18 protein-coding genes are annotated in these 21,980 nt (G+C 75.5%); 8 read left to right on the forward strand and 10 right to left on the reverse strand.

All coding sequences use genetic code 11. From position 1 onward, the window contains the following. Positions 1–9 precede the first annotated feature (9 nt). Genes meaB through KUM42_RS06750 form a run of 5 tightly spaced genes read right to left on the reverse strand, consistent with a single transcriptional unit; the run spans position 10 to position 7,550 of the window. Positions 10–1,014: a methylmalonyl Co-A mutase-associated GTPase MeaB gene (gene meaB, locus KUM42_RS06730; RefSeq protein WP_237496019.1), complete on the reverse strand. Its 1,005-nt coding sequence runs from the start codon at positions 1,012–1,014 to the stop codon at positions 10–12. Next, entirely contained in the window at positions 1,011–3,215 is a 2,205-nt protein-coding gene (scpA, locus tag KUM42_RS06735; RefSeq protein WP_237496020.1) for a methylmalonyl-CoA mutase, read from the reverse strand. Before scpA ends, meaB begins: the two co-directional genes overlap by 4 nt. Then, on the reverse strand, positions 3,212–5,104 hold the full coding sequence (locus KUM42_RS06740) for a methylmalonyl-CoA mutase subunit beta (RefSeq protein WP_304610757.1): 1,893 nt from the start codon (positions 5,102–5,104) through the stop codon (positions 3,212–3,214). The genes scpA and KUM42_RS06740 overlap by 4 nt, the downstream gene beginning before the upstream one ends. Before the next feature lie 38 nt (positions 5,105–5,142). Beyond that, positions 5,143–6,405 (reverse strand): amidohydrolase, encoded by a 1,263-nt coding sequence (locus tag KUM42_RS06745; protein ID WP_237496021.1) that lies wholly within the window; start codon positions 6,403–6,405, stop codon positions 5,143–5,145. Beyond that, positions 6,402–7,550, reverse strand: coding sequence for a glutamate--cysteine ligase (locus KUM42_RS06750; RefSeq protein ID WP_237496022.1), 1,149 nt, complete (start codon positions 7,548–7,550; stop codon positions 6,402–6,404). The genes KUM42_RS06745 and KUM42_RS06750 overlap by 4 nt, the downstream gene beginning before the upstream one ends. Before the next feature lie 96 nt (positions 7,551–7,646). Between KUM42_RS06750 and KUM42_RS06755 the strand changes: the two genes are divergently transcribed. Genes KUM42_RS06755 through KUM42_RS06765 form a run of 3 tightly spaced genes read left to right on the forward strand, consistent with a single transcriptional unit; the run spans position 7,647 to position 10,935 of the window. After that, positions 7,647–8,462 (forward strand): purine-nucleoside phosphorylase, encoded by an 816-nt coding sequence (locus KUM42_RS06755; protein WP_237496023.1) that lies wholly within the window; start codon positions 7,647–7,649, stop codon positions 8,460–8,462. Continuing rightward, positions 8,459–9,298 carry an NAD(P)-dependent oxidoreductase gene (locus KUM42_RS06760; RefSeq protein ID WP_237496024.1) on the forward strand — a complete coding sequence of 280 codons (840 nt, stop codon included), beginning with the start codon at positions 8,459–8,461 and terminating at the stop codon, positions 9,296–9,298. The genes KUM42_RS06755 and KUM42_RS06760 overlap by 4 nt, the downstream gene beginning before the upstream one ends. Beyond that, entirely contained in the window at positions 9,295–10,935 is a 1,641-nt protein-coding gene (locus KUM42_RS06765; protein ID WP_237496025.1) for a phospho-sugar mutase, read from the forward strand. The genes KUM42_RS06760 and KUM42_RS06765 overlap by 4 nt, the downstream gene beginning before the upstream one ends. Positions 10,936–10,939: 4 nt before the next feature. Here KUM42_RS06765 and KUM42_RS06770 read toward each other — a convergent pair whose 3' ends face one another. The 4 genes from KUM42_RS06770 to KUM42_RS06785 all read right to left on the reverse strand — a co-directional run bounded on the left by KUM42_RS06770 (position 10,940) and on the right by KUM42_RS06785 (position 14,095). Beyond that, complete coding sequence (locus KUM42_RS06770; RefSeq protein ID WP_237496026.1) at positions 10,940–11,374, reverse strand: DUF805 domain-containing protein; 435 nt, start codon at positions 11,372–11,374, stop codon at positions 10,940–10,942. Next, positions 11,371–12,288, reverse strand: coding sequence for a Gfo/Idh/MocA family protein (locus tag KUM42_RS06775; protein ID WP_237496027.1), 918 nt, complete (start codon positions 12,286–12,288; stop codon positions 11,371–11,373). The genes KUM42_RS06770 and KUM42_RS06775 overlap by 4 nt, the downstream gene beginning before the upstream one ends. After that, a complete protein-coding gene (gene upp / locus KUM42_RS06780; RefSeq protein WP_237496028.1) occupies positions 12,263–12,886 on the reverse strand; it encodes a uracil phosphoribosyltransferase in 624 nt (207 codons plus the stop codon). Before upp ends, KUM42_RS06775 begins: the two co-directional genes overlap by 26 nt. Positions 12,887–12,982: 96 nt before the next feature. After that, positions 12,983–14,095, reverse strand: a complete 1,113-nt coding sequence (locus tag KUM42_RS06785) for a calcium:proton antiporter (RefSeq protein WP_237496029.1) — start codon at positions 14,093–14,095, stop codon at positions 12,983–12,985. Between the two features lie 355 nt (positions 14,096–14,450). On the opposite strand from KUM42_RS06785, the gene KUM42_RS06790 reads away from it, so the two are divergent. The 5 genes from KUM42_RS06790 (at position 14,451) to KUM42_RS06810 (ending at position 20,119) form a co-directional block, all read left to right on the forward strand. After that, positions 14,451–15,122 carry a hemerythrin domain-containing protein gene (locus KUM42_RS06790; RefSeq protein ID WP_237496030.1) on the forward strand — a complete coding sequence of 224 codons (672 nt, stop codon included), beginning with the start codon at positions 14,451–14,453 and terminating at the stop codon, positions 15,120–15,122. 102 nt (positions 15,123–15,224) lie between these two features. Further along, a complete protein-coding gene (gene deoC / locus KUM42_RS06795) occupies positions 15,225–16,232 on the forward strand; it encodes a deoxyribose-phosphate aldolase (RefSeq protein WP_237496031.1) in 1,008 nt (335 codons plus the stop codon). After that, positions 16,232–17,671, forward strand: a complete 1,440-nt coding sequence (locus KUM42_RS06800) for an aldehyde dehydrogenase family protein (RefSeq protein ID WP_237496032.1) — start codon at positions 16,232–16,234, stop codon at positions 17,669–17,671. Before deoC ends, KUM42_RS06800 begins: the two co-directional genes overlap by 1 nt. Continuing rightward, positions 17,671–18,537, forward strand: a complete 867-nt coding sequence (locus KUM42_RS06805) for an aldehyde dehydrogenase family protein (RefSeq protein WP_237496033.1) — start codon at positions 17,671–17,673, stop codon at positions 18,535–18,537. Before KUM42_RS06800 ends, KUM42_RS06805 begins: the two co-directional genes overlap by 1 nt. A 139-nt stretch (positions 18,538–18,676) precedes the next feature. Continuing rightward, positions 18,677–20,119, forward strand: coding sequence for a hypothetical protein (locus KUM42_RS06810; RefSeq protein WP_237496034.1), 1,443 nt, complete (start codon positions 18,677–18,679; stop codon positions 20,117–20,119). 149 nt (positions 20,120–20,268) lie between these two features. Here KUM42_RS06810 and KUM42_RS06815 read toward each other — a convergent pair whose 3' ends face one another. Next, positions 20,269–21,906: a DEAD/DEAH box helicase gene (locus KUM42_RS06815; protein ID WP_237496035.1), complete on the reverse strand. Its 1,638-nt coding sequence runs from the start codon at positions 21,904–21,906 to the stop codon at positions 20,269–20,271. Between the last annotated feature and the right edge of the window lie 74 nt (positions 21,907–21,980).

A 21,980-nucleotide genomic window follows, 5' to 3' on the forward strand; every position in this document is an offset into this window, starting at 1 on the left:
CCGGTGTCGCTACCGCGGGTCGGTCGGGGGTGCGTCCGTGCTGGTCAGGAAGGTGCGGAGCACCTGGTCACCGGCTGCGGCGGGGGTCAGCCCACCGGCCAGGACGGCCGCCTCGAGCCGGGGTGCCAGGGCCGCCACGGCCGGGTGCGTGCGCAACGCGTGGTCCAGACCGTCGTGTACCAGCTGCCACATCCAGCGCACCTGTTGCGACCGGCGTCGCTCGGCGAGCTCCCCCGTCTCGCGGAGCCGGTCCTGGTGGGCGACGAGCGCCGCCCAGACCTCGGGCACCCCGGCGCCGGTGAGCCCGGCGCAGGTGAGCACCGGCACGGGCTCCTCGGGACCCCGCAGCATCCGCACCGCCCCGGCGAGCTCCCGGGCAGCCCGACGGGCGTCGCTCTCCCCCGGTCCGTCGGCCTTGTTCACCGCGATGACGTCGGCGATCTCCAGGACGCCGCGCTTGATGCCCTGCAGCTGGTCGCCGGTGCGGGCCAGGGTGAGGAACAGGAAGGAGTCGACCATCTCCGCGACGGTCACCTCCGACTGCCCCACACCGACGGTCTCGACCAAGACGACGTCGTGCCCGGCGGCCTCCAGGACCACCATCGACTCCCGCGTGGCGCGGGCGACCCCGCCGAGCGTGCCGGCGGTGGGTGCGGGCCGGATGAACGCCCGCGGGTCGACGGCCAGCCGTGACATCCGGGTCTTGTCGCCCAGGATCGACCCGCCGGACCGGGTGGAGGACGGGTCGACGGCCAGCACCGCCACCCGGGAGCCGGCGGCGGTCAGCGTCGTCCCGAGGGTGTCGACGAAGGTGGACTTGCCGACGCCGGGGACCCCGCTGATGCCCACCCGCCGCGCTCCCCCGGCGTGCGGCAGCAGCGCGCCGAGCAGCTCCTGGGCGGCGTCGCGGTGGTCGCCACGGGTCGACTCGACCAGCGTGATCGCCCGCGCCGTCGCCCGCCGGTCACCGGCCAGCACCCCCGCCACCAGCGCCGGGACGTCGGGTGCGGTCATGCGTGCCCGAGGCGCCCGGCGAGGGTGGTCAGCAGCTCCTGCGCCGCGTCGGCGATGACCGTGCCGGGCGGGAAGACCGCGGCCGCGCCCATCTCCTTCAGCGTCGGGACGTCGTCGGGCGGGATGACCCCGCCGACCACGACCAGGACGTCGTCGGCGCCGAGGTCGGCCAGCGCGGTGCGCAGCGCCGGGACCAGCGTCAGGTGCCCGGCGGCCAGCGACGAGACGCCGACGACGTGCACGTCGGCCTCGACCGCCTGGCGGGCGACCTCCTCCGGGGTCTGGAACAGCGGGCCGACGTCGACGTCGAAGCCGAGGTCGGCGAAGGCGGTGGCGATGACCTTCTGCCCCCGGTCGTGGCCGTCCTGGCCCATCTTGGCCACCAGGATCCGGGGCCGGCGCCCCTCGGCCTCGGCGAACGCGGCCGCGCGGGCACGGGTCCCCTCCACGGCGGCGGACCCCCCGGCCTCGTCGCGGTACACACCGGAGATGGTGCGCACCTGGCCGGCGTGCCGCCCGTACACGGCCTCCAGCGCGTCGGAGATCTCCCCGACGGTGGCCTTCGCCCGGGCGGCGTCGACGGCGAGGGCGAGCAGGTTGGTCTCCAGCCCCTGGCCCCGGCGGCCCTCGGCGGCGGCCCGGGCGGCGTCGGTGAGCCGGCGCAGCGTGTCCTCCACCGCGCGGGGGTCGCGGGTGGCCCGCAGCTCGGCGAGCCGGGCCCGCTGCTGGGCGAGCACGTCGGCGTTGTCGACGCGCAGCACCTGGATCGGCTCGTCGGTCTCGACCCGGTAGCGGTTGACCCCGATCACGGGCTGGCGGCCGGAGTCGATCCGCGCCTGGGTGCGTGCGGCGGCCTCCTCGATGCGCAGCTTGGGGATGCCGTCGTCGATCGCCCGGGCCATGCCGCCGTGCGCGGCGACCTCCTCGATGTGCGCCCAGGCGCGCCGGGCGAGGTCACGGGTGAGCCGCTCCACGTGCGCCGAGCCGCCCCAGGGGTCGATGACCCGCGTCGTCCCGGACTCCTGCTGCAGCAGCAGCTGGGTGTTGCGGGCGATCCGGGCGGAGGAGTCGGTGGGCAGCGCGAGCGCCTCGTCGAGGGCGTTGGTGTGCAGCGACTGGGTGCCGCCCTGGGTGGCGGCCATCGCCTCCAGGCAGGTGCGGACGACGTTGTTGTAGACGTCCTGCGCCGTCAGCGACCAGCCCGAGGTCTGGCAGTGGGTGCGCAGCGACATAGACTTGGGCGTCGTGCCGCCGGCCTCCCGCACCAGCCGGGCCCAGAGCAGCCGGCCGGCGCGGAGCTTCGCGACCTCCATGAAGAAGTCCATGCCGATGCCGAAGAAGAAGCTCAACCGCGGGGCGAACGCGTCGACGTCCAGCCCGGCGCCCCGGCCGGCGGCGAGGTACTCCACGCCGTCGGCGAGGGTGTAGGCGAGCTCCAGGTCGGCCGTCGCCCCGGCCTCCTGGATGTGGTAGCCGGAGATGGAGATCGAGTTGTACCGGGGCATCCGGGCGGAGGTGAACGCGAAGATGTCGCTGATGACCTGCATCGAGGGCCCAGGCGGGTAGATGTAGGTGTTGCGGACCATGAACTCCTTGAGGATGTCGTTCTGGATCGTCCCCGTGAGCTGGTCCGGGCTCACCCCCTGCTCCTCCGCCGCGACGACGTAGAGGGCGAGCACCGGCAGCACGGCGCCGTTCATGGTCATCGAGACGCTCATCCGGTCCAGCGGGATGCCGTCGAAGAGCTGCCGCATGTCCAGGATCGAGTCGATCGCCACCCCGGCCATGCCGACGTCGCCGACCACGCGCGGGTGGTCGGAGTCGTAGCCGCGGTGGGTGGGCAGGTCGAAGGCGACGCTGAGCCCCTTCTGCCCGGCGGCGAGGTTGCGCCGGTAGAAGGCGTTGGACGCCGCGGCCGTGGAGAACCCGGCGTACTGGCGCACCGTCCACGGCTGGGTCGTGTACATCGTCGGGTAGGGCCCGCGCAGGAACGGCGGGACGCCCGGGAGGGTGTCGAGGAGGTCGGCACCGGCCAGGTCGGCCGCGGTCGCCAGCGGCGGGACGGCGATCCCCTCCGGCGTCTGCCAGGTCGCGTCGGCCACGGTGTGCCCGGTCGCCTGCTCGTAGGCCGCGGCCCAGTCCGTGCCGTCGGGAGCCGGGCTGCCCAGCTCCAGGTCGCCGAAGTCGGGGATCGCGCTCACGCCTGCACCTCCTCGGAGCCGGGTCGGCCGACCTGGCCAGGTAGCAGTTCGGCCAGGACGGTGGTCAGCACGGCCAGGGCGTCGCAGCCGGTGTGCAGGTGGCCGTCGACGCCCTCGACCTCGGTGGTGCCGGCGAGCCAAACCTGGGTGGCGCCGGCGGCCCGCAGCTCGGCGGCCAGGTCGGCGGCGGAGGCCGCGTAGTCGCGGTCGGTGCCGCAGATGCAGGCCACCGTCGCACCCGCCAGCCCGCTCGCGCCGTCACCGGTGGGGGTCGCCAGGCCGCCGGCGGCGAACAGGTTGGCCGCGAAGCCGGCCCGGGCGGTGTGCCGGGCGGCCGGGCCGATCGTCGCCAGGTACACGGCCGGGCGGGGCTCGACCGCCTCGACCCGGTCGCGCAGCTCCTCGAACGCCGCGGCCGCGCGCACCCGGGGCAGCCCGCCGGACGGCGGCACGGCGGCGGGACGGCGCACCGGCAGCACCTCGGCCGGGTCGGGGAACTCGCTCACGCCGGTGATCGGGTCGGTGCGGTGCGCGACCCGGTCGGCCCGCTGCGCCCAGACGGCGGCGACCCGCTCGGCCACCAGGCCGTCGGCCAGCGCCGCGGCCAGCCCGCCGGCCCGCTCGATCTCGGTGAACCACGCCCACGCCGCCTCGGCCAGCGCGGCGGTCAGCGACTCGACGTACCAGGAGCCGCCTGCGGGGTCGAGCACGCGGGCCAGCGCCCCCTCCTCGACCAGCAGGCTCTGCGTGTTGCGGGCGATCCGGCGGGCGAAGGCGTCGGGCAGGCCGAGGGCGGCGTCGAAGGGCTGCACGGTGACGACGTCGGCACCGCCCACGCCCGCGGCGAAGCAGGCGACCGTCGTGCGCAGCATGTTCACCCACGGGTCGTGCCGGGTGACCATCACGTCGGAGGTGACCGCGTGCTGGCGCTGGACGCGGGCATCGGGCGAGGCCCCGCTGGCCTCACCGACCCGGTCCCAGACCCGGCGGGCGGCGCGCAGCGCGGCGATGGTCGTGAACTGGTCGGCACCGGCCGACAGCCGGAACTCCAGCTGGCCGAACGCCTCGTCGACGTCCAGCCCGCCCTCGGTGAGCGCCCGCAGGTAGGCCACCCCGGCGGCGGTAGCGCAGCCCAGCTCCTCCACCACCGACCCGCCCGCGCCGGCGAACACCGTGCCGTCGACGACGACCGTCCGCAGGCCCGGGTGCGTCTGCGCCCGCCGGGCCAGGGGGGCGAGCACGGTGAGGTCCTGCGGCTGCCCGGTCGCGGCCTGCACACCCAGCGGGTCCAGGCCCAGGGAGCCACCCGCCGCCAGGTCGGTGCGGCCCTCGACCAGGTCCAGGAACGCCTCCGCCGCGGCGACGCCGCCCTGCACCGCCACCGGCGCCAGGTCCAGGAGGACGCCGTCGAGCACCCGGCCCAGCGCCTCCACCGGCACCGCACCCGCGCCCAGCACCAGCCACAGCGAGGAGACGCCGTTCTCCAGGTCGGCGAGCACGGCCTCGGTGGTGCGGACGACGTCGGGGTCGGCGTGCCGCTGGCGCACGTCCCAGCGGGCGGGCACGCCGGGGTCGCCGCTGCCCGCGCGGGAGCCGCGGACGAAGGGCGGCCGGCCCGGCAGGCCGGCCAGCGCGGGCAGCTCGCCGGCGTCCTCGGCGGTGTACAGCGGCCCGACGGTCACCCCGGTCGCGACCGGGTGGCGCAGCGCGTCCTCGACGGCCTCGGGGGCGACGTCCCGGCCCGACCTCCGCAGCACCCCGGCCACCAGGTCACGCCACTGCGCGCGGGTGGCGGGCGGGAAGTCACCGGCCAGCACGAGGTCCTCGGGCAGAGCCGGCGGCGCCGGCACGTCCGCGGTCGCGGGTGCCGGCCGGTCGGGGGTGCTCATCGAGTGGGTGCCGCCTCTCCGGTCGCGAGGGGCAGACGCTACCGGGGGTCGAGAGTGGCCGGGGCGGCGTCGGCGGACAGCGCGTGCAGCGCGGCGCGGGCCATCAGCCGCACCCCCACCCCGATCGCCCGCTCGTCGACGTCGAAGGTGCCCCGGTGCAGGTCCAGCGGCTGGCCGCCGCCGTGGGTGCCCAGCCGGGCCAGCGCGATGGGCAGCACCTCGGCGAACCAGCCGAAGTCCTCCCCGCCCATGCTCTGCGGCGACAGGGCCACGCCCTCGCTGCCGACGGTCTCCAGTGCCGCCGACCGCAGCAGCGCGACGCTGCGCGGGTCGTTGACCACCGGCGGCACCCCGCGGACGTAGTCGATCTGCACACCGGCGCCCGAGGCCTCGGCCACCTCGGTGACCAGCCGGCGCACCAGCTCCTCGGCCTGGCCCCACACCGAGCGGTCCAGCACCCGCAGCGTGCCGCGCAGCTGGCCGGTCTCGGGGATGGTGTTGGCCGCGACGCCGGCGCTGGCCGCACCCCAGACCATCGACAGGGCCGAGCGCGGGTCGACCAGCCGGGACAGCAGCCCGGGCACCTCGGTGACGACCCGGCCCATGGCGTGCACCAGGTCGACGGTCAGCTGCGGGCGCGCGGTGTGCCCGCCGGGTCCGGTGAGCGTCACCTCCACCCGGTCGCAGGCGGCGGTGATCGCGCCGGTGCGCAGGCCCACCTTCCCGACGTCCAGCGAGGGGTCGCAGTGCAGCGCGAAGGCCCGGGTCGCCCCGGCCAGCACGCCCTCCTCGACGACCTGCAGCCCACCGCCGGGCACCTGCTCCTCGGCCGGCTGGAACACGCAGCGCACCGTGCCGGGCAGGTCGTCCAGCGAGGCCAGCGCCAGCGCGACGCCGAGCAGCACGGTGGTGTGCACGTCGTGGCCGCAGGCGTGGGCCAGCCCGTGCCGGGTGGAGGCGTACGCGACGTCCTTGAGGTCGGTGAGCGGGAGTGCGTCGATGTCGGCGCGCAGCACCACCACCGGACCCGCGTCCGGGTCGCCGCCCACGTCGCAGACCAGTCCCGTGCCGCCCTTGAGCCGGCGCGGCTGCAGCCCGGCCCGGGTCAGCCGCGACTCGAGGAACGCGGTGGTCTCGTGCTCGACGAAGCCCAGCTCGGGGTGGGCGTGCAGGTGCCGCCGCACGGCGACCAGCTCGGTCTGGTGCACCCGCGACCAGCCGTCGACCGCCGCGCCCCGGCCGTCCTCGCCCGGACGTCCCGCGCCGTCGACCCCCGCCGTGCGCACGTCGTCCCCGCTCACTCCTGCGTCGCCGACGGGAGGCCGTCCCGCATCTCGGCCAGCAGGCTGTCCACGACCGGCTCGAGGGCGCCCCCGGAGGCGGCGGCGACGGCGCGCTGCCGCGCCGCGGACCCACCGGTGGCGACCAGCCGGCGCACGTCGAGCAGCTCGGCCTCGCAGCCCAGCTCCCGGGCGACCGGCAGCAGCTCCTCGACCAGCTCGTCCAGCGCCTCACGGACGGGGCGCACGGTGCCGGCGTCGTCGACGACGATCGAGGCGTCGAGGCCGAACCGGGCCGCGCGCCACTTGTTCTCCCGGGCGACCCAGCCGGCCGGCACGGGGAGGGTCTCGCCGCGGTCGAGCCGCTGGTCGAAGCTCTCCACGAGGCACTGGGCGAGCGCGGCGACCGCGCCGATCTCGTCGAGGTTGGTCAGGCCGTCGCAGATGCGCAGCTCGACGGTGCCGAAGTCCGGGTGCGGGCGGATGTCCCACCACACCTCGCGGACGCTCTCCACCGAACCGCTGGCGATCAGCGTGGCCATGTACTGCTCGAACTCCGCCCAGTCGGACAGCTGGTGGGGCAGCCCGGCGGTCGGCATGCCCTCGAACACCAGCGCGCGTGCCGACGCCAGACCGGTGTCGATGCCGTCCCAGTAGGGCGAGGACGCCGACAGCGAGAGGAAGTGCGGCACGTAGCCGGTGAGCGCGTTGACGATCGGGACGACCTTCTCCGCCGACCGGACGCCGACGTGCACGTGCACCCCGAAGATCTGCATCCGCCGGACGACCCACTGCATCCGCTCGACCAGCTGCGCGTAGCGCTCCTTGGGCGAGATCTGCTGGCTCTCCCACGGGGTGAACGGGTGGCTGCCGGCGCACATCACGCCCAGGCCGCGGGCGTCGGCGGCGGCGACCACCTCGGCCAGCGTGCCGGCCAGGTCGGCCTTCGCCTCGGCCACCGTGCCGCAGATGCCGGTGATGATCTCCACGGTCGACTGCAGCAGCTCGTACTTGGCCTTGGGGTGCTCCTCGAGGCCGGCGGGCGTGAGGTCGGCGAGGACCCCGACGGCCCCGGCGGTCAGCTGCCGGGTCTCCCGGTCGATCAGCTGGAGCTCCCACTCGACCCCCAGGCTCGAGCGCTCGGACGAGTGGAAGGGGATCTGCACGGTGCGGAGTCTAGGCAGCCCGGCCGCCGGTCACCGGTCGAGCGGCGACCGGCCCGGACCCGACCGGCCCGCCGCGAGCTGCGTTAGCGTCGCGGCGTGAGCACGCCGAAGACCGATCCCGCCGATCCCGCCGTCCTGGCCGCCCGCGCCGCCGAGGACCTCACCACCGCCCTCGGTGGCCAGCACGACGTCGCCGTGGTGATGGGCTCGGGCTGGGCGCCCGCCGCCGACGCCTTCGGCGAGACGCTGGCCAGCGTGGAGATCGGGCAGCTGCCCGGCTTCTCGGCCCCCACCGTGAGCGGTCACGGCGGTGAGGTGCGCTCGGTCTCCGTCGCCGGCCGCCGGGTGCTGCTGTTCCTGGGCCGCACCCACCTGTACGAGGGCCGCGGCGTGCAGCCGGTCGTGCACGGCATCCGCACCGCGGCCGCCGCCGGGGTCCGCACCGTCCTGCTGACCAACGCCGCCGGCGGGCTGTCGCCGGACCACCGCGTCGGCCAGGCGGTGCTCATCAGCGACCACCTGAACCTCACCGCGACCTCGCCGCTGGTGGGCGCCACCTTCGTCGACCTCACCGACCTGTACTCGGCGCGACTGCGGGCCCTGGCGCAGGAGATCGACCCGAGCCTGGTCGAGGGCGTCTACGCCGCCCTCCCGGGTCCGCACTTCGAGACCCCGGCCGAGATCCGGATGCTGCGCACCATGGGCGCGGACCTGGTCGGCATGTCCACCGCGCTCGAGGCGATCGCGGCCCGCGCCGCGGGCGTCGAGGTGCTCGGCCTGTCGATGGTCACCAACGCCGCCGCCGGCATGACCGGTCAGGCGCTGGACCACGTCGAGGTGCTCGACGCCGGGCGCGCCGCCGCGGGCCGGCTCGGGGAGTTCCTGGTGCAGCTGATCAGCCGGCTGCCGTGACCGGCACCGTCCTGGTCACCGGCGCCGCCGGGCGGATCGGCAGCTGGCTGCGCGGCGGGCTCCCGGAGCTGGGCTGGTCGGTCCGTGGCCTGGACGTCGTCGACGTCCCCGACCCCCGGCCGGGCGAGGAGCACCGGGTCGCCGACGCCACCGACCCCGACGCGGTGCTGTCCGCCGCCACCGGCGCCACCGCGCTGGTGCACCTGGCCGGCATCGCGACCGAGTCCACCTGGGCCGCGATCGAGCACAGCCAGGTCGAGAGCACGCACGTCGCGCTCGAGGCCGCCCGCCGGGCCGGGGTGCAGCGGGTCGTGCTGGCCAGCAGCAACCACGCCACCGGCTGGACCCCGCGCCCGGCGGTGGGGCTGCTCACCGAGGCCGCCTCCCCGCCGCGGCCGGACACCTACTACGGCGTGGCGAAGGTGACCATGGAGGCGCTCGGCTCGCTGTACGCCGACCGCTACGGCCTCGACGTCGTCTGCCTGCGGATCGGCAGCGCCCTGCCCGAGCCGCTCGCGGTGCGCCACCTGGCCACCTGGCTCTCCCCCGGGGACACCGTGCGGCTGGTGCAGGCGGCGCTGACCGCACCCTCGCCGGGCTACCGCGTCGTCTGGGGCGTCTCGGCCAACACCCGCGGCTGGTGGGACCTCACCGCGGCCCGCGCGCTCGGGTACTCCCCTGCCGACGACGCCGAGCGCTACGCCGCGGCGCTGGTCGCCGCGCACGGCGAGGCCGACCTCGCCGACCCGGTGCACGCCCGGGTGGGCGGGGAGTACACGCTGCCGGACATGGACGTCGACGTCGTCGCGGCGCAGGCCGCTGGAGGCCGGGCATGACCCTGCTGGACACCGCACGCGCCTGGGCCGCCGACGACCCGCACGCCGGCGACCGGGCCGAGGTCGAGGCGCTGGTCGCTGCCGCTGACCTGGACCCCGGCGCCGCGGCCGAGCTCGCCCGCCGCTTCACCGGCCCGCTGACCTTCGGCACCGCCGGGCTGCGCGGCCCGCTGCGCGCCGGACCCGCGGGGATGAACGCCGCCGTGGTCACCCGCGCCGCATCCGGGCTGGGCTCCTGGCTGGCCGCGGCGGGCCACACCGGCGCCGGGGTGGTCATCGGGTACGACGCCCGGCACCGCTCCGCCGAGTTCGCGCACACGTCCGCCGCGGTGCTCAGCGCCGCCGGGTTCGCCGTGCAGGTGCTGCCCCGCCCGCTGCCCACGCCGGTGCTCTCCTTCGCCGTCCGGCACCTGGGCGCGGTGGCCGGGGTGATGGTGACCGCCAGCCACAACCCGCCGCAGGACAACGGTTACAAGGTCTACCTCGGCGACGGCGCGCAGCTCGTGCCGCCGGCCGACCGGCAGGTCGAGGCGGCCATCGCCGCGGTCGGCCCGGCCCGCGAGGTGCCGCTGTCCGACGACTGGCGCACCCTCGGCGACGACGTCGAGACCGACTACGTGGCCGGGGTCGTCGACGCGCTGCAGCCGGGCCGCGTGCCGCTGGCCGCCCGGCAGGGGCTGCGGGTGGCCTACACCGCGATGCACGGAGTCGGCTCGGCGACCACCCGCCGGGTGTTCGAGGCCGCCGGCTTCGCCCCGCTGCACGCCGTCGCCCAGCAGGACCGGCCGGACCCGGACTTCCCGACCGTCGCCTTCCCCAACCCGGAGGAGCCCGGCGCGGTCGACCTGCTGGTCGACCTGGCGGTGCAGGCCGGGGCGCACGTGGCCATCGCCGAGGACCCCGACGCCGACCGCTGCTCGGTGGTCTGCGACGGCCGGCAGCTCACCGGTGACGAGGTGGGCGTCCTGCTGGCCGACTGGCTGCTGCGCCGCGGCGTGCAGGGCACCTACGCCCGGTCGCTGGTCAGCGGCTCGCTGCTGGGTGCGCTGGCCCGCGCGCACGGCGTGCCCGCCGCGGAGACCCCGACCGGCTTCAAGTGGATCATCCGCGCCGGCTCGGCGCAGGCGCCGCTGGTCTTCGGCTACGAGGAGGCGCTGGGCTACGCGGTGACCCCGTCGGTGGCCCACGACAAGGACGGCGTCTCCGCCGCCCTGGCCGTCGCGCTGCTCGCCGCCGAGCTCGCCGCCGACGGCCGCACGCTCACCGGCCGGCTCGACGAACTGGCACTGGAGCACGGGCTGCACGCCACCGGCCAGCTGTCGGTGCGGGTCGAGGACCTCACGCTCATCTCCGGCGCGATGGCCCGGCTGCGGGCCACCCCGCCGGCGCAGCTGCTCGGCCGGGACGTCGAGGTCACCGACCTGGCCGAGGCCGACCCGCCGGTGGACGCCGTCCGGCTGCGCGGCGAGGGCGTGCGGGTGATCGTGCGCCCCAGCGGCACCGAGCCCAAGCTCAAGGCCTACCTGGAGACCGTCGTCCCGGTGCCGGACGCCGCCGGGGTGCCGGCCGCGCGCGAGCAGGGTGCGGACCAGCTGGACCGGCTCCGCACCGAGATGTCGGCGGCACTGGGGCTCTAGCCGGTCACTTCCAGGTCGGCGGCACGTACAGCGGCCCGTCCGGCAGCGGCGCCGGTGGGGCGCCGGGCGGCGGGCCCGGCGGCGGGCCGTACCGGTTGGGCTTCGCGTCCCCGCGCACGAAGCCGGTGAGCACGAGCAGCGCGACCTGCCCGAAGAGCGGCACCAGGGCGATGAGCAGCAGCCAGGCCGGGAGCCCGCGGTCGTGCAGCCGGGTGGCGCTGCCGGAGATGGACGCCGGCAGCGTCAGCAGCCCCACGGTGACCACGATCGCGCCGTAGTCCGACCGGCCGGCCGCCAGCTCCTGCAGGTCGCTGTTGCCCAGCGCCAGGTCGGCGAAGAGGGCCAGCACGCTCAGCACGGCCAGCGGCACGGCGTACTGCAGCCACCAGGTGCGCCGGTCGATCCGGCCGCGGCGGACGTACCACTCCCAGACGGTCACGCCGTCACGGTCTCCCGGCAGCCGCTGGCCAGCGAGCGCTGGGCGGCCTCGAGCACCCGGACGACGTCCCGGCCGAAGGCCGCGTCGCAGGGGTGCGCTCCCCCGGTCAGGGCCGCAGCCTGCAGCTCGTCGACGGCGACCCGGTGGGCCTCGGTGGCGGTGTCGGACTCCGGCAGCAGCACCAGCCGGCCGGCGTCGCCGTGCACCCAGGACTCGATGCCGGCCGAGAGCGGGGCGGCGGTGGAGCTCACGCTGACGGTGCTCGTGCGGCCCTCGGCGTGGGTGAGCACCAGGTGCACCAGGTCGCCCAGCCCGGCACCGGCCTGCACCGCGGTGACCGGGCCGAGGGTGGGCACCAGCAGCGACAGCGCGTGCGGGCCGACGTCCCAGAGGGCGCCGTGCTCGTGCCGCCACGGTGACGCGTCGAAGGGGGTGCCGGCCAGCGAGCCCAGCCAGGTGACCGAGCCGCCGGTCAGCGTGGTCCGGCCGGCCTGCTCCAGCCAGGTGGAGGTCGCTGTCCGGAAGCGGTTGGTGAAGAACACGACCGAGGCGACCCCGGCCGCCTCGACGGCGTCGACGACCCGGTCGGCGGCGGCGACCGACAGTGCGACCGGCTTCTCCAGCAGCAGGTGCTTGCCGGCCGCGGCGGCGCGCTCGGCGAGCGGGGCCTGCACGTCCGGGGGCAGCGAGATGCTCACCGCGTCGACGTCGGCCAGCAGCGCGTCCAGGTCGTCGGTGCCGGGGACGTCGAACTCCGCGCCGGCCTCCTGCGCCTTGGCCGGGTCCCGGCCCCAGATGCCCACGAGCTCCGCGCCCGGGTGCCCGGCCAGCGAGGCGGCGTGCACGGTGCGGGCCCAGAACCCGGTGCCCAGGACGGCGAAGCGCACCTCAGACCGCGCCGAACTGGCGGTCACCGGCGTCGCCGAGGCCCGGGACGATGTAGGCGTGCTCGTTGAGCCGCTCGTCGACGCTGGCGGTGAAGACGCGCAGCGGCAGGCCGGACTCCTCCAGCCGCTGCAGGCCCTCGGGGGCGGCGAGGGCGCACAGCACGGTGATGTCGGTGGCGCCGCGGTCGGTGAGCAGGGTGCAGCAGTTCACCAGCGAGCCGCCGGTGGCCAGCATCGGGTCCAGGACGAAGACGTGCCGGTCGACCAGCGTCGCCGGCAGCGAGGCCATGTAGGGCTCGGGCTCGAAGGTGACCTCGTTGCGGGCCAGGCCGACGAAGCCCATCTGCGACTCCGGCAGCATGCTGTGGGCGGTCTCGGCCATGCCCAGGCCCGCGCGCAGCACCGGGACGATCAGCGGCGGGCTGGCCAGCCGGTAGCCGGTGGTCGCGGTGACCGGGGTGGTGATCCGGTCCTCGGCCACCTCCAGGTCGCGGGTGGCCTCGTAGACGAGGTACGTCGTCAGGTCCCGCAGCGCGGCGCGGAAGGTGGCGTTGTCGCTGCGCTCGTCGCGCATCCTCGACAGACGGGCACGGGCGAGCGGGTGGTCGACGACGGTCAGCTGCACGCGCACACGGTAACGGCCGTGGCGACCCCTTCTCCCGGCCCCGCTGCAGGGGCCCGCGCCGCGCGGGGCGTGGCGTGGGGGCAGCGGGCTCCTCCCTCAGGGGTTGACGGCGAGGAACACGAAGCTGGCCAGCAGCGCCAGGTGCACCACGCCCTGCAGCCGGGTCGCCCGGCCGGGCACCACGGTGAGGACGGCGGCCACCACGGTCACGCCCAGCAGCACCACCTGCGTGGAGCCCAGCCCCAGGAGCAGCGGGCCGTCGAGCCAGATGGTGGCCAGCGCGATCGCCGGGATGGTCAGGCCGATGCTGGCCATCGCCGAGCCGAAGGCGAGGTTGAGGCTGGTCTGCAGCCGGTTGCGGCGGGCGGACTTGGCCGCGGCGATGCTCTCCGGCAGCAGCACGAGCAGTGCGATGACCACCCCGACGAACGACTGCGGGAACCCGGCGGCGGCGACGGCGTCCTCGATGGCCGGCGACTCGACCTTCGCCAGCCCGACCACGGCCACGAGGGCGACCAGCAGCAGACCGAGGGAGGTGAGCGTCGCCCGGGCGGACGGCGGGTCGGCGTGGTCGTCGTCGGTGAGCACGCGGCCGTCCTCGGCGACGGGCAGGAAGAAGTCGCGGTGCCGGACGGTCTGGGTGAGCACGAACGCGCCGTAGAGGGCCAGCGAGGCGACGGCGGCGAAGGCCAGCTGGCCCGGGGAGAACTGCGGCCCGGAGGCGGCCGTGGTGAAGGTCGGCAGCACGAGGCTGAGCACGGCGAGGGTGGTGACCGTGGCCAGCGCGGCGCCGGTGCCCTCGGCGTTGAACGACACGGTGCCGTGGCGCAGTGCCCCGAGCAGGATGGACAGGCCGAGGATGCCGTTGCAGGTGATCATCACGGCCGCGAAGACGGTGTCGCGGGCGAGCGTGGCCGTGTCGTCCCCGCCGGAGATCATCAGCGTGACGATGAGCGCGACCTCGATGATCGTCACCGCGACGGCCAGCACCAGCGACCCGAAGGGCTCCCCCACCCGGTGGGCGACCACCTCGGCGTGGTGGACGGCAGCGAGCACCGCGCCGATGAGGACGACGGCGACGAGCACCGACAGCACCGCGGGCAGGTACCGCCCCCAGGTGAGCGCCAGCACGACGAGCGCGAGCACCGGGACGGCGGTGGTCCAGGTCAGGGCGGCGGACAGCGGACGACGTCGGACCTGAGGCGTCATGCACCCCACCGTTCCACACGGCCGGTGGGCGCCCCGCCGACCAGCGCTCGTCGGAGCGGTCCCCCGGGAGCCGGTGCACACCGGACGGCACCGGGGCGGGGCACCCGTACCGGACGACCCGCCGTCCCGACGACGAGGACCGCTCTGCCGCGCGCCGGGGTCTTGACCACCACCGGAGGACTGAGGACGGTCACCGGTGAGGGACACGGACGGTGACGTCCACCGCGGGGCGTGTCCACCTGCCCGGGGGCTCTCCGGGCCGCCGTCCCGGTGCGGGAGCTGCACGCCCCGGACGGCTCGTCGCCAGCGTCACCCGCCAGGTCCGTGCTCCTCACCCCGTCAGGACGGGAACCCCATGACCGCTCACCCGCCCACCACCGTCGACACCCGCGACATGGTGGTCGTGCACGACTCGTTCCGCCGCGAGTTCGGCCAGGCCCCGGCGCTGGTCCGCGCGGTCACGTCCGGGGACACGGCGCGCGCCGCCGTCGTCGCCGACCACGTCGACCTCCTCGGCGCCCTGCTGCACCACCACCACACCGGTGAGGACCGGCTGCTCTGGCCGGTGCTCGGGCCGCGCCTTCCGGCGGCGGACCGCGACACCGTGGCCCGGATGGAGAGCCAGCACGACGGCATCGCCCGGGCGCAGTCCGACGTGACCGCCGCCGTGACCGCCTGGCGGGCGACCGCCGGAGCCGCCGAGCGCGACGACCTGGCGACCGCACTGGAGGCGCTGCTGGCCCGCACCACCGAGCACCTGGCGGCCGAGGAGGAGCACCTCCTGCCGCTGGCCGCCGTGCACATGACCCCCACGGAGTGGCAGCGACTCGGGGAGGAGGGCGTCGACGGGCTGCCGCGCCGGCAGCTGCCGCTGGTCTTCGGCATGATCATGTACCGGGCCGACCCCGAGGTGGTCCGGGGGATGCTGGCGCACGCCCCGCTGGTGCCGCGGGTGGTGGTGCCGCGGCTGGCCCGGCGCAGCTACGCCCGGTACGCCCGGCGGCTGCACGGCACGGCGACGCCGTGACCCCACCGGGACCTGCCGTACGGCCGGTCCACCGCCTGACCGGGGCACCTCCGGCGGGAGCGGACCCGGGGCCGGCACCGTCGGCCGTGGAGAATGACGGGCATGACCCACGTGCTGGACCCGAACGCGCTGGCCGGTGACGAGCCCGCGGTCGGCGGCCCGGCCGGCACGCCGCCGGACCCCTTCGCCGACGTGACCCGCTCCGACGCCGCCTTCCGCGCGTTCCTGCACGGGCTGCCCGGCGTCGACCAGGTGGGCGCCCAGCAGCGCACGGCGGTGCTGGGCACCCGGTCGATCAAGACCACCGCCAAGGCGTGGGCGATCGACACCGCCATCTCGATGGTCGACCTGACCACGCTGGAGGGCTCGGACACCCCCGGCAAGGTGCGCAGCCTGGCCGCCAAGGCCCGCCGCCCCGACCCCGAGGACCCCAGCTGCCCGGCGGTCGCCGCGGTCTGCGTCTACGGCGACCTCGCCGGGGTCGCGAAGGAGGCGCTGGCCGGCACCGGCATCAAGGTCGCCGCCGTCGCCACCGCGTTCCCCAGCGGTCGGGCCAGCCGCGCGGTCAAGCTCGCCGACGTCCGGGACGCCGTGGCGAACGGCGCCGACGAGATCGACATGGTCATCGACCGCGGCGCCTTCCTGGCCGGGCGCTACCTCGACGTCTACGAGGAGATCGTGGCGGTGAAGGAGGCCTGCGGACCGGCGCACCTGAAGGTCATCCTGGAGACCGGGGAGCTGGTCACCCTGGACAACGCCCGCCGCGCGTCCTGGCTGGCGATGCTGGCCGGCGGTGACTTCATCAAGACCTCCACCGGCAAGATCTCCCCCGCGGCGACCCTGCCGGTCTGCCTGGTGATGCTGGAGGCCGTGCGCGACTTCCGCGCCGCCACCGGCCGCCAGGTCGGGGTCAAGCCCGCCGGCGGCATCAAGACCACCAAGGACGCCGTCAAGCACCTGGTGCTGATCAACGAGACCGTCGGCGAGGACTGGCTGTCCCCCGACTGGTTCCGCCTCGGTGCCTCCAGCCTGCTCAACGACCTGCTCCTGCAGCGGCAGAAGCTCCGCACCGGCCACTACTCCGGCCCCGACCACGTGAGCGTCGACTGATGAGCATCTTCGAGTACGCCCCGGCCCTGGAGTCCCGCTCCCTCGTCGACCTGCGGCCCAGCTACGGGCTGTTCGTCGACGGCGAGTTCACCGAGGGCACCGGCACGCCGCTGAAGACGGTCAACCCGGCCACCGAGGAGGTGCTCAGCGAGGTCGCGACCGGCTCCGACGCCGACGTCGACCGCGCGGTGCGCGCCGCCCGCCGGGCGTTCGTGAAGACCTGGGGCCCGATGCGCCCGGCCGACCGCGGCAAGTACCTGTTCCGCATCGCCCGGCTGCTGCAGGAGCGGGCGCGGGAGTTCGCCGTCCTGGAGACCCTGGACAACGGCAAGCCGATCCGGGAGAGCCGGGACGTCGACGTCCCGCTGGCCGCGGCGCACTTCTTCTACCACGCAGGCTGGGCCGACAAGCTCGAGCACGCGGGCCTGGGTGCGGCCCCGCGCCCGCTCGGCGTGGCCGGTCAGGTCATCCCGTGGAACTTCCCGCTGATGATGCTGGCCTGGAAGGTGGCCCCGGCGCTGGCCACCGGCAACACCGTCGTCCTCAAGCCCGCGGAGACCACGCCGCTGACCGCGCTGCTGTTCGCCGAGATCTGCCAGCAGGCCGACCTGCCCCCGGGCGTCGTCAACATCGTCACCGGCGCCGGGGAGACCGGCCGCGCGGTGGTCAGCCACCCCGACGTGGACAAGGTCGCCTTCACCGGCTCGACCGAGGTGGGCCGCTCGATCGCCCGCACGGTGGCCGGCACGCACAAGCGGCTCACCCTGGAGCTGGGCGGCAAGGCGGCCAACATCGTCTTCGACGACGCCCCGGTCGACCAGGCCGTCGAGGGCATCGTCCGCGGCATCTTCTTCAACCAGGGCCACGTCTGCTGCGCGGGCTCCCGGCTGCTGGTGCAGGAGTCGGTGCACGACGAGGTCGTGGCCGCGCTCCAGCGGCGGATCGGCACGCTGCGGGTGGGCGATCCGCTGGACAAGAACACCGACCTCGGCGCGATCAACTCCGCGCCGCAGCTGGAGCGGATCCGCGAGCTGGTGGCCGCCGGGGACGCCGAGGGCGCGCAGCGCTGGCAGCCCGAGGGCGACCTGCCGGCCCGCGGGTACTGGTTCAAGCCGACCGTCTTCACCGGCGTCTCCTCGGCCCACCGGATCGCCCGGGACGAGGTGTTCGGCCCGGTGCTGAGCGTGCTCACCTTCCGCACCCCGGACGAGGCGGTGGCCAAGGCGAACAACTCCACCTACGGGCTGTCGGCCGGCGTCTGGTCGGAGAAGGGCTCCCGGATCCTGTCCATCACCTCGAAGCTGCGGGCCGGCGTGGTGTGGGCCAACACCTTCAACGAGTTCGACCCGACCTCGCCGTTCGGCGGCTACAAGCAGTCCGGCTACGGCCGCGAGGGCGGCCGGCAGGGCCTGGCCGCGTACCTGAAGGGCGACGCCTGATGTCCGACCGGCTCACCGTGCGCAAGACCTACAAGCTGTACGTGAACGGGGCGTTCCCCCGCTCGGAGTCCGGCCGCACCTACGAGGTGACCGACGCCCGCGGCCACTTCCTGGCCAACGCCGCCTGGGCCTCCCGCAAGGACGCCCGGGACGCCGTCGTCGCCGCCCGTAGTGCGTTCGCCAAGTGGTCGGCGGCCACCGCCTACAACCGCGGTCAGGTGCTCTACCGGGTCGCCGAGGTGCTGGAGGGCCGCGCAGCCCAGTTCGCCGAGGAGGTCGCCGCCGGCGAGGGGCTGTCGGGCTCGAAGGCCCGGGCCGAGGTGGACGCCGCCATCGACCGCTGGGTCTGGTACGCCGGCTGGACCGACAAGCTGGCCGCCGTGCTGGGCAGCAGCAACCCGGTCGCCGGCCCCTACTTCGGCTTCTCGATGCCCGAGCCCACCGGGGTCGTCGCCGTCCTGGCGCCCCAGCGGTCGAGCCTGCTCGGCCTGGTCAGCGTGCTCGCCCCGGTGCTGGCCGGCGGCAACACCGCCGTCGTCGTGAGCTCGAAGGGCCGCCCGCTGCCGGCGATCACCCTCGGCGAGGTGCTGGCCACCTCCGACGTCCCGGGCGGGGTGGTCAACCTGCTCACCGGCGACGCCGCGGAGATCGGCCCGTGGCTGGCCGAGCACGCCGACGTCGACGCGATCGACCTGGCCGGCACCGCCGGGCCGCTGGCCATGGAGCTGGAGCGCTCGGCCGCCGGCACGGTCAAGCGGGTGCTGCGCGCCCCGGCCGAGGAGCCGGACTGGAGCAGCGACCCCGGGCTGTCGCGGCTGCGCCCCTTCCTGGAGACGAAGTCGGTCTGGCATCCCATGGGCGTGTGAGGCCCCGTCCCGGGTCCCGGCCCGGCGCTCGCGGCGGGTCGGGGAGGACGGGGTCCTCCGACTGGCACCCGATGGGGGTGCAGCCACCCCGGCGAGCACCGCCATGCGGACTCACAGTCCGACCCGGCAGGATGGGCGGGTGGCCAGGCCCAGCATCGTCCCCATCGCCCTGACTCTCGACGACCGCACGGGCTACACCCTGTGGGCTCCCCCGTGGGAGGAGGACGGCGAGGAGTGGCAGGCCTTCCTCGGCGGCACCGTCGACCCCGGCCCGGACGACGACCCCGAGGCCGGGCCGACCGCGGTCGTGCACCTGTTCCCCTCGCCGGCGGCGCTGGCGGCGTTCTGCCGCACCAGCACCGACCACGACCTGGCCGACCACCCGGTCTGGCCGGTCGTCGCCGGCCTGGCCGCAGCTGAGCTCACGCCGGACGAGGAGCACCGCTACGACCTCGACGGTGTCTACGACGTCGTCGCCGAGAACCCCGACCGCTGGGCCGTCGACGAGCTGGCCGCGGTGCTGGACATGGTCGGCCGGCTCGCCGAGTGCTGCGACGCCGCCACCGGCGACGAGGACGACGAGGACGACGACGAGGAGACCGGCTTCGAGGCCGTCGCCGAGCTGGTCGCCCGTCCCGAGGCCGCCGCCCTGGGCCTGGGCATCGATGCCTTCGTCGGCCGGGACGGCGAGGAGAGCTGGAGCCGGCTCGGCACCGCGATCGACGAGCTGTGGGAGGACGTCCTGGAGGACCTCGACGACCACCTCGACTGGTCCGGCGCGGGCACCGTCTCCGTCGACGACTACCCCTCTGCGGCGGAGGAGGCCGAGTCCCGCACCGCGGAGCCGGCCGACCTCGACGAGCTGGACGACGACGAGGACGACGACGTGGACGTCGCCCCCGCTGCCCGCCCGGCCGCCGGGTCCACCGCGGCCGCCCCGGCGGAGGCGGCGACCGCCGGCATCCGCACGATCCGCAGCGGCAGCGGGCTCACCGCCAGCCCGGCCGCCGTCGCCGCGGCCCAGGAGTTCTGGGAGGCCGTCGGCATCCTCCCGGTCGAGGTGGTGACCCCGCAGGTCAGCGGCGTGACCCTGCGCTGCTACGTCGAGGACCGCGCCCGTTTCCTCGGCCGGGACGGGCAGGTGTTCGTCTTCCCCTCACCCGTCGACCTCGCCCGCTTCTGCGCCGGCGACGAGCGGCACGACCTCAGCGAGATCGCCTCGTGGCCGGAGGTCGCCGACACCGACGTCATGCCGCTGCCGGCCGACGAGGACCGCTACGACCTCACCGAGCTGACCGAGGTGCTCGCCGAGGTGGCCCGCGGCGCCGGTGGCCTGGTCGGTCACTCCGCGCTGGTGCAGCCGGCCGAGGGCGCCCTGGACCTGGCCGAGTACGCCGGGCTGGCCCGGGTGCAGCAGCTGCTCGGCGCCGGGGCGCCGCTGGGCCGCGCGGTGGCCCGGGGCGAGTCCGAGCCCGGCGCCCCGCTGTCGGCCGAGGAGTCGCCGGCACTGGCCGCGGCCTGGGACGACGTGGTCGCCGACGTCGCCACCGCACTGGTCCTGCGCAGCGACGTGCAGCGCTGAGGACAGGCCCCGGCAGCGGGGCCGTAGGAAACGGCAACGGCCGGCCCCCGCAGTGCGGGAGCCGGCCGTCGCCGTTCTCAGGTGCCGCCGGTCAGGACGGCCGGCCCCTCCCCCGCCCCGGACGTGCCGAGGGGGGAAGGGGTCCTACGTCAGTAGGAGCGCGCCGGGCGGGCGGGCCGACCCGAGGAGCGCTGCCCCTCGGCCGAGCCGCGGTACCCACCGGGACGGCGGTCGCCACCGGCCGAACGATCCCGGTCGCCGTAGGAGCGCTCGCCCGAGGGGCGGTCTCCGTACGAGCGGTCGCGGTCGCCGGAGGGGGCACCGGCCGAGCGATCCCGGTCGCCGTAGGAGCGCTCGCCCGAGGGGCGGTCTCCGTACGCGCGATCGCGGTCGCCGGAGGGACGACGGGGGGCACCACCGGAGCGGTACCCACCCGGACGGTCACCGGAGGGACGACGCCCACCGGAGGCACCGGCCGGACGGCTCGAGGAGCGCGCCGGACGGACGATCGGCTCGACGAACGTGCCGCCGGCCACGAGCTCCGCGATCGGGGCGTCGCCCGGGCGGATCCGCGACACGGGCGGGTCGAGCTTGGCCTGGCGGAACCGGCGCTTGGCCTGTCCCACCTGGTCGGGCAGCAGCAGGGAGACCACGACACCCGCGGCACCGGCGCGCGCGGTGCGGCCGGAGCGGTGCAGGTAGGTCTTGTGGTCTGCCGGCGGGTCGTAGTGCAGGACCAGCGACACGTCGTCGACGTGGATGCCGCGGGCGGCGACGTCGGTGGCCACCAGCACCGGGCTGCGGGCGTCGGTGAAGGCCTCCAGCGCCCGACGACGGGCTGCCTGGGGCAGACCACCGTGGATGGGCTCGGCGTTGATGCCGACGTGCTGCAGGTTCTCCGCCAGCCGGTCGGCACCGTGCTGGGTGCGCACGAAGATGATGATCCGGCCCGGACGGGCGGCCATCGCCTCGGCGATCTTCAGCTTGTCCGGGAAGGACACGCTGTAGGCCAGGTGCTCGGCCTGGGGACCGGAGTCCTCGGCCTTGGCGACCTCGTGGCGGGCCGGGTCCTTGAGGTAGCGGCGGACCAGGGTGTCGACCTCGCCGTCCAGCGTGGCCGAGAAGAGCAGCCGCTGGCCGTCGGTGCGGGTCTGGTCGAGCAGCTCCTTGACCACCGGGAGGAAGCCCAGGTCGGACATGAAGTCGGCCTCGTCGATGACCGAGACGACGACCTCGGCCAGCGTGGTCTCACCCTGGTTGATCAGGTCCTGCAGGCGACCGGGGGTGGCGATGAGCACGTCCACGCCGCGGCGGAGCTGCTGGATCTGGCGGTACATCGAGGCCCCGCCGTAGACGGCAGCGAGCTGCACGCCGATGGACTGGCCGAGGGGGGCCAGGTTGTCGTGCACCTGCTGGGCCAGCTCGCGGGTCGGGACCAGGATCAGCCCGCGCGGTGCGCGGCGGCCCTGACCCGGCTCGGCACCCAGGCGGGCGAGCAGCGGCAGGCCGAAGGCCAGCGTCTTGCCCGAGCCGGTGGCGGCCTTGCCGAGCACGTCGCGCCCGGCGAGGGCGTCCGGCAGCGCGGAGGTCTGGATGGCGAACGGGTGGCGGATGCCCTTGCGCTCGAGCGCGGTGACCAGCGGCTGGGGCAGGCCCAGCTGGGCGAAGGTCGGACCGGTGGGCTCGGGGGCGACCTCGGCCTCAGGGGCCTGGGTCTCGACGGCCTCGACGGCGGTCGTGTCGTTCAGGGGGGCGTTCTGGGCGTCGACAGAGTCGAACGAGGACAAGCGGGGACTCCGATACAGATCGGTGCGCGTCCCGTGGTGATGCTGACCGCCGGGTGTCCCGGCGTCCACACTGG

Origin of the sequence: Modestobacter sp. L9-4 (assembly GCF_019112525.1) — a bacterium.
In the GTDB taxonomy this organism is placed as follows: Bacteria; Actinomycetota; Actinomycetes; order Mycobacteriales; family Geodermatophilaceae; genus Modestobacter.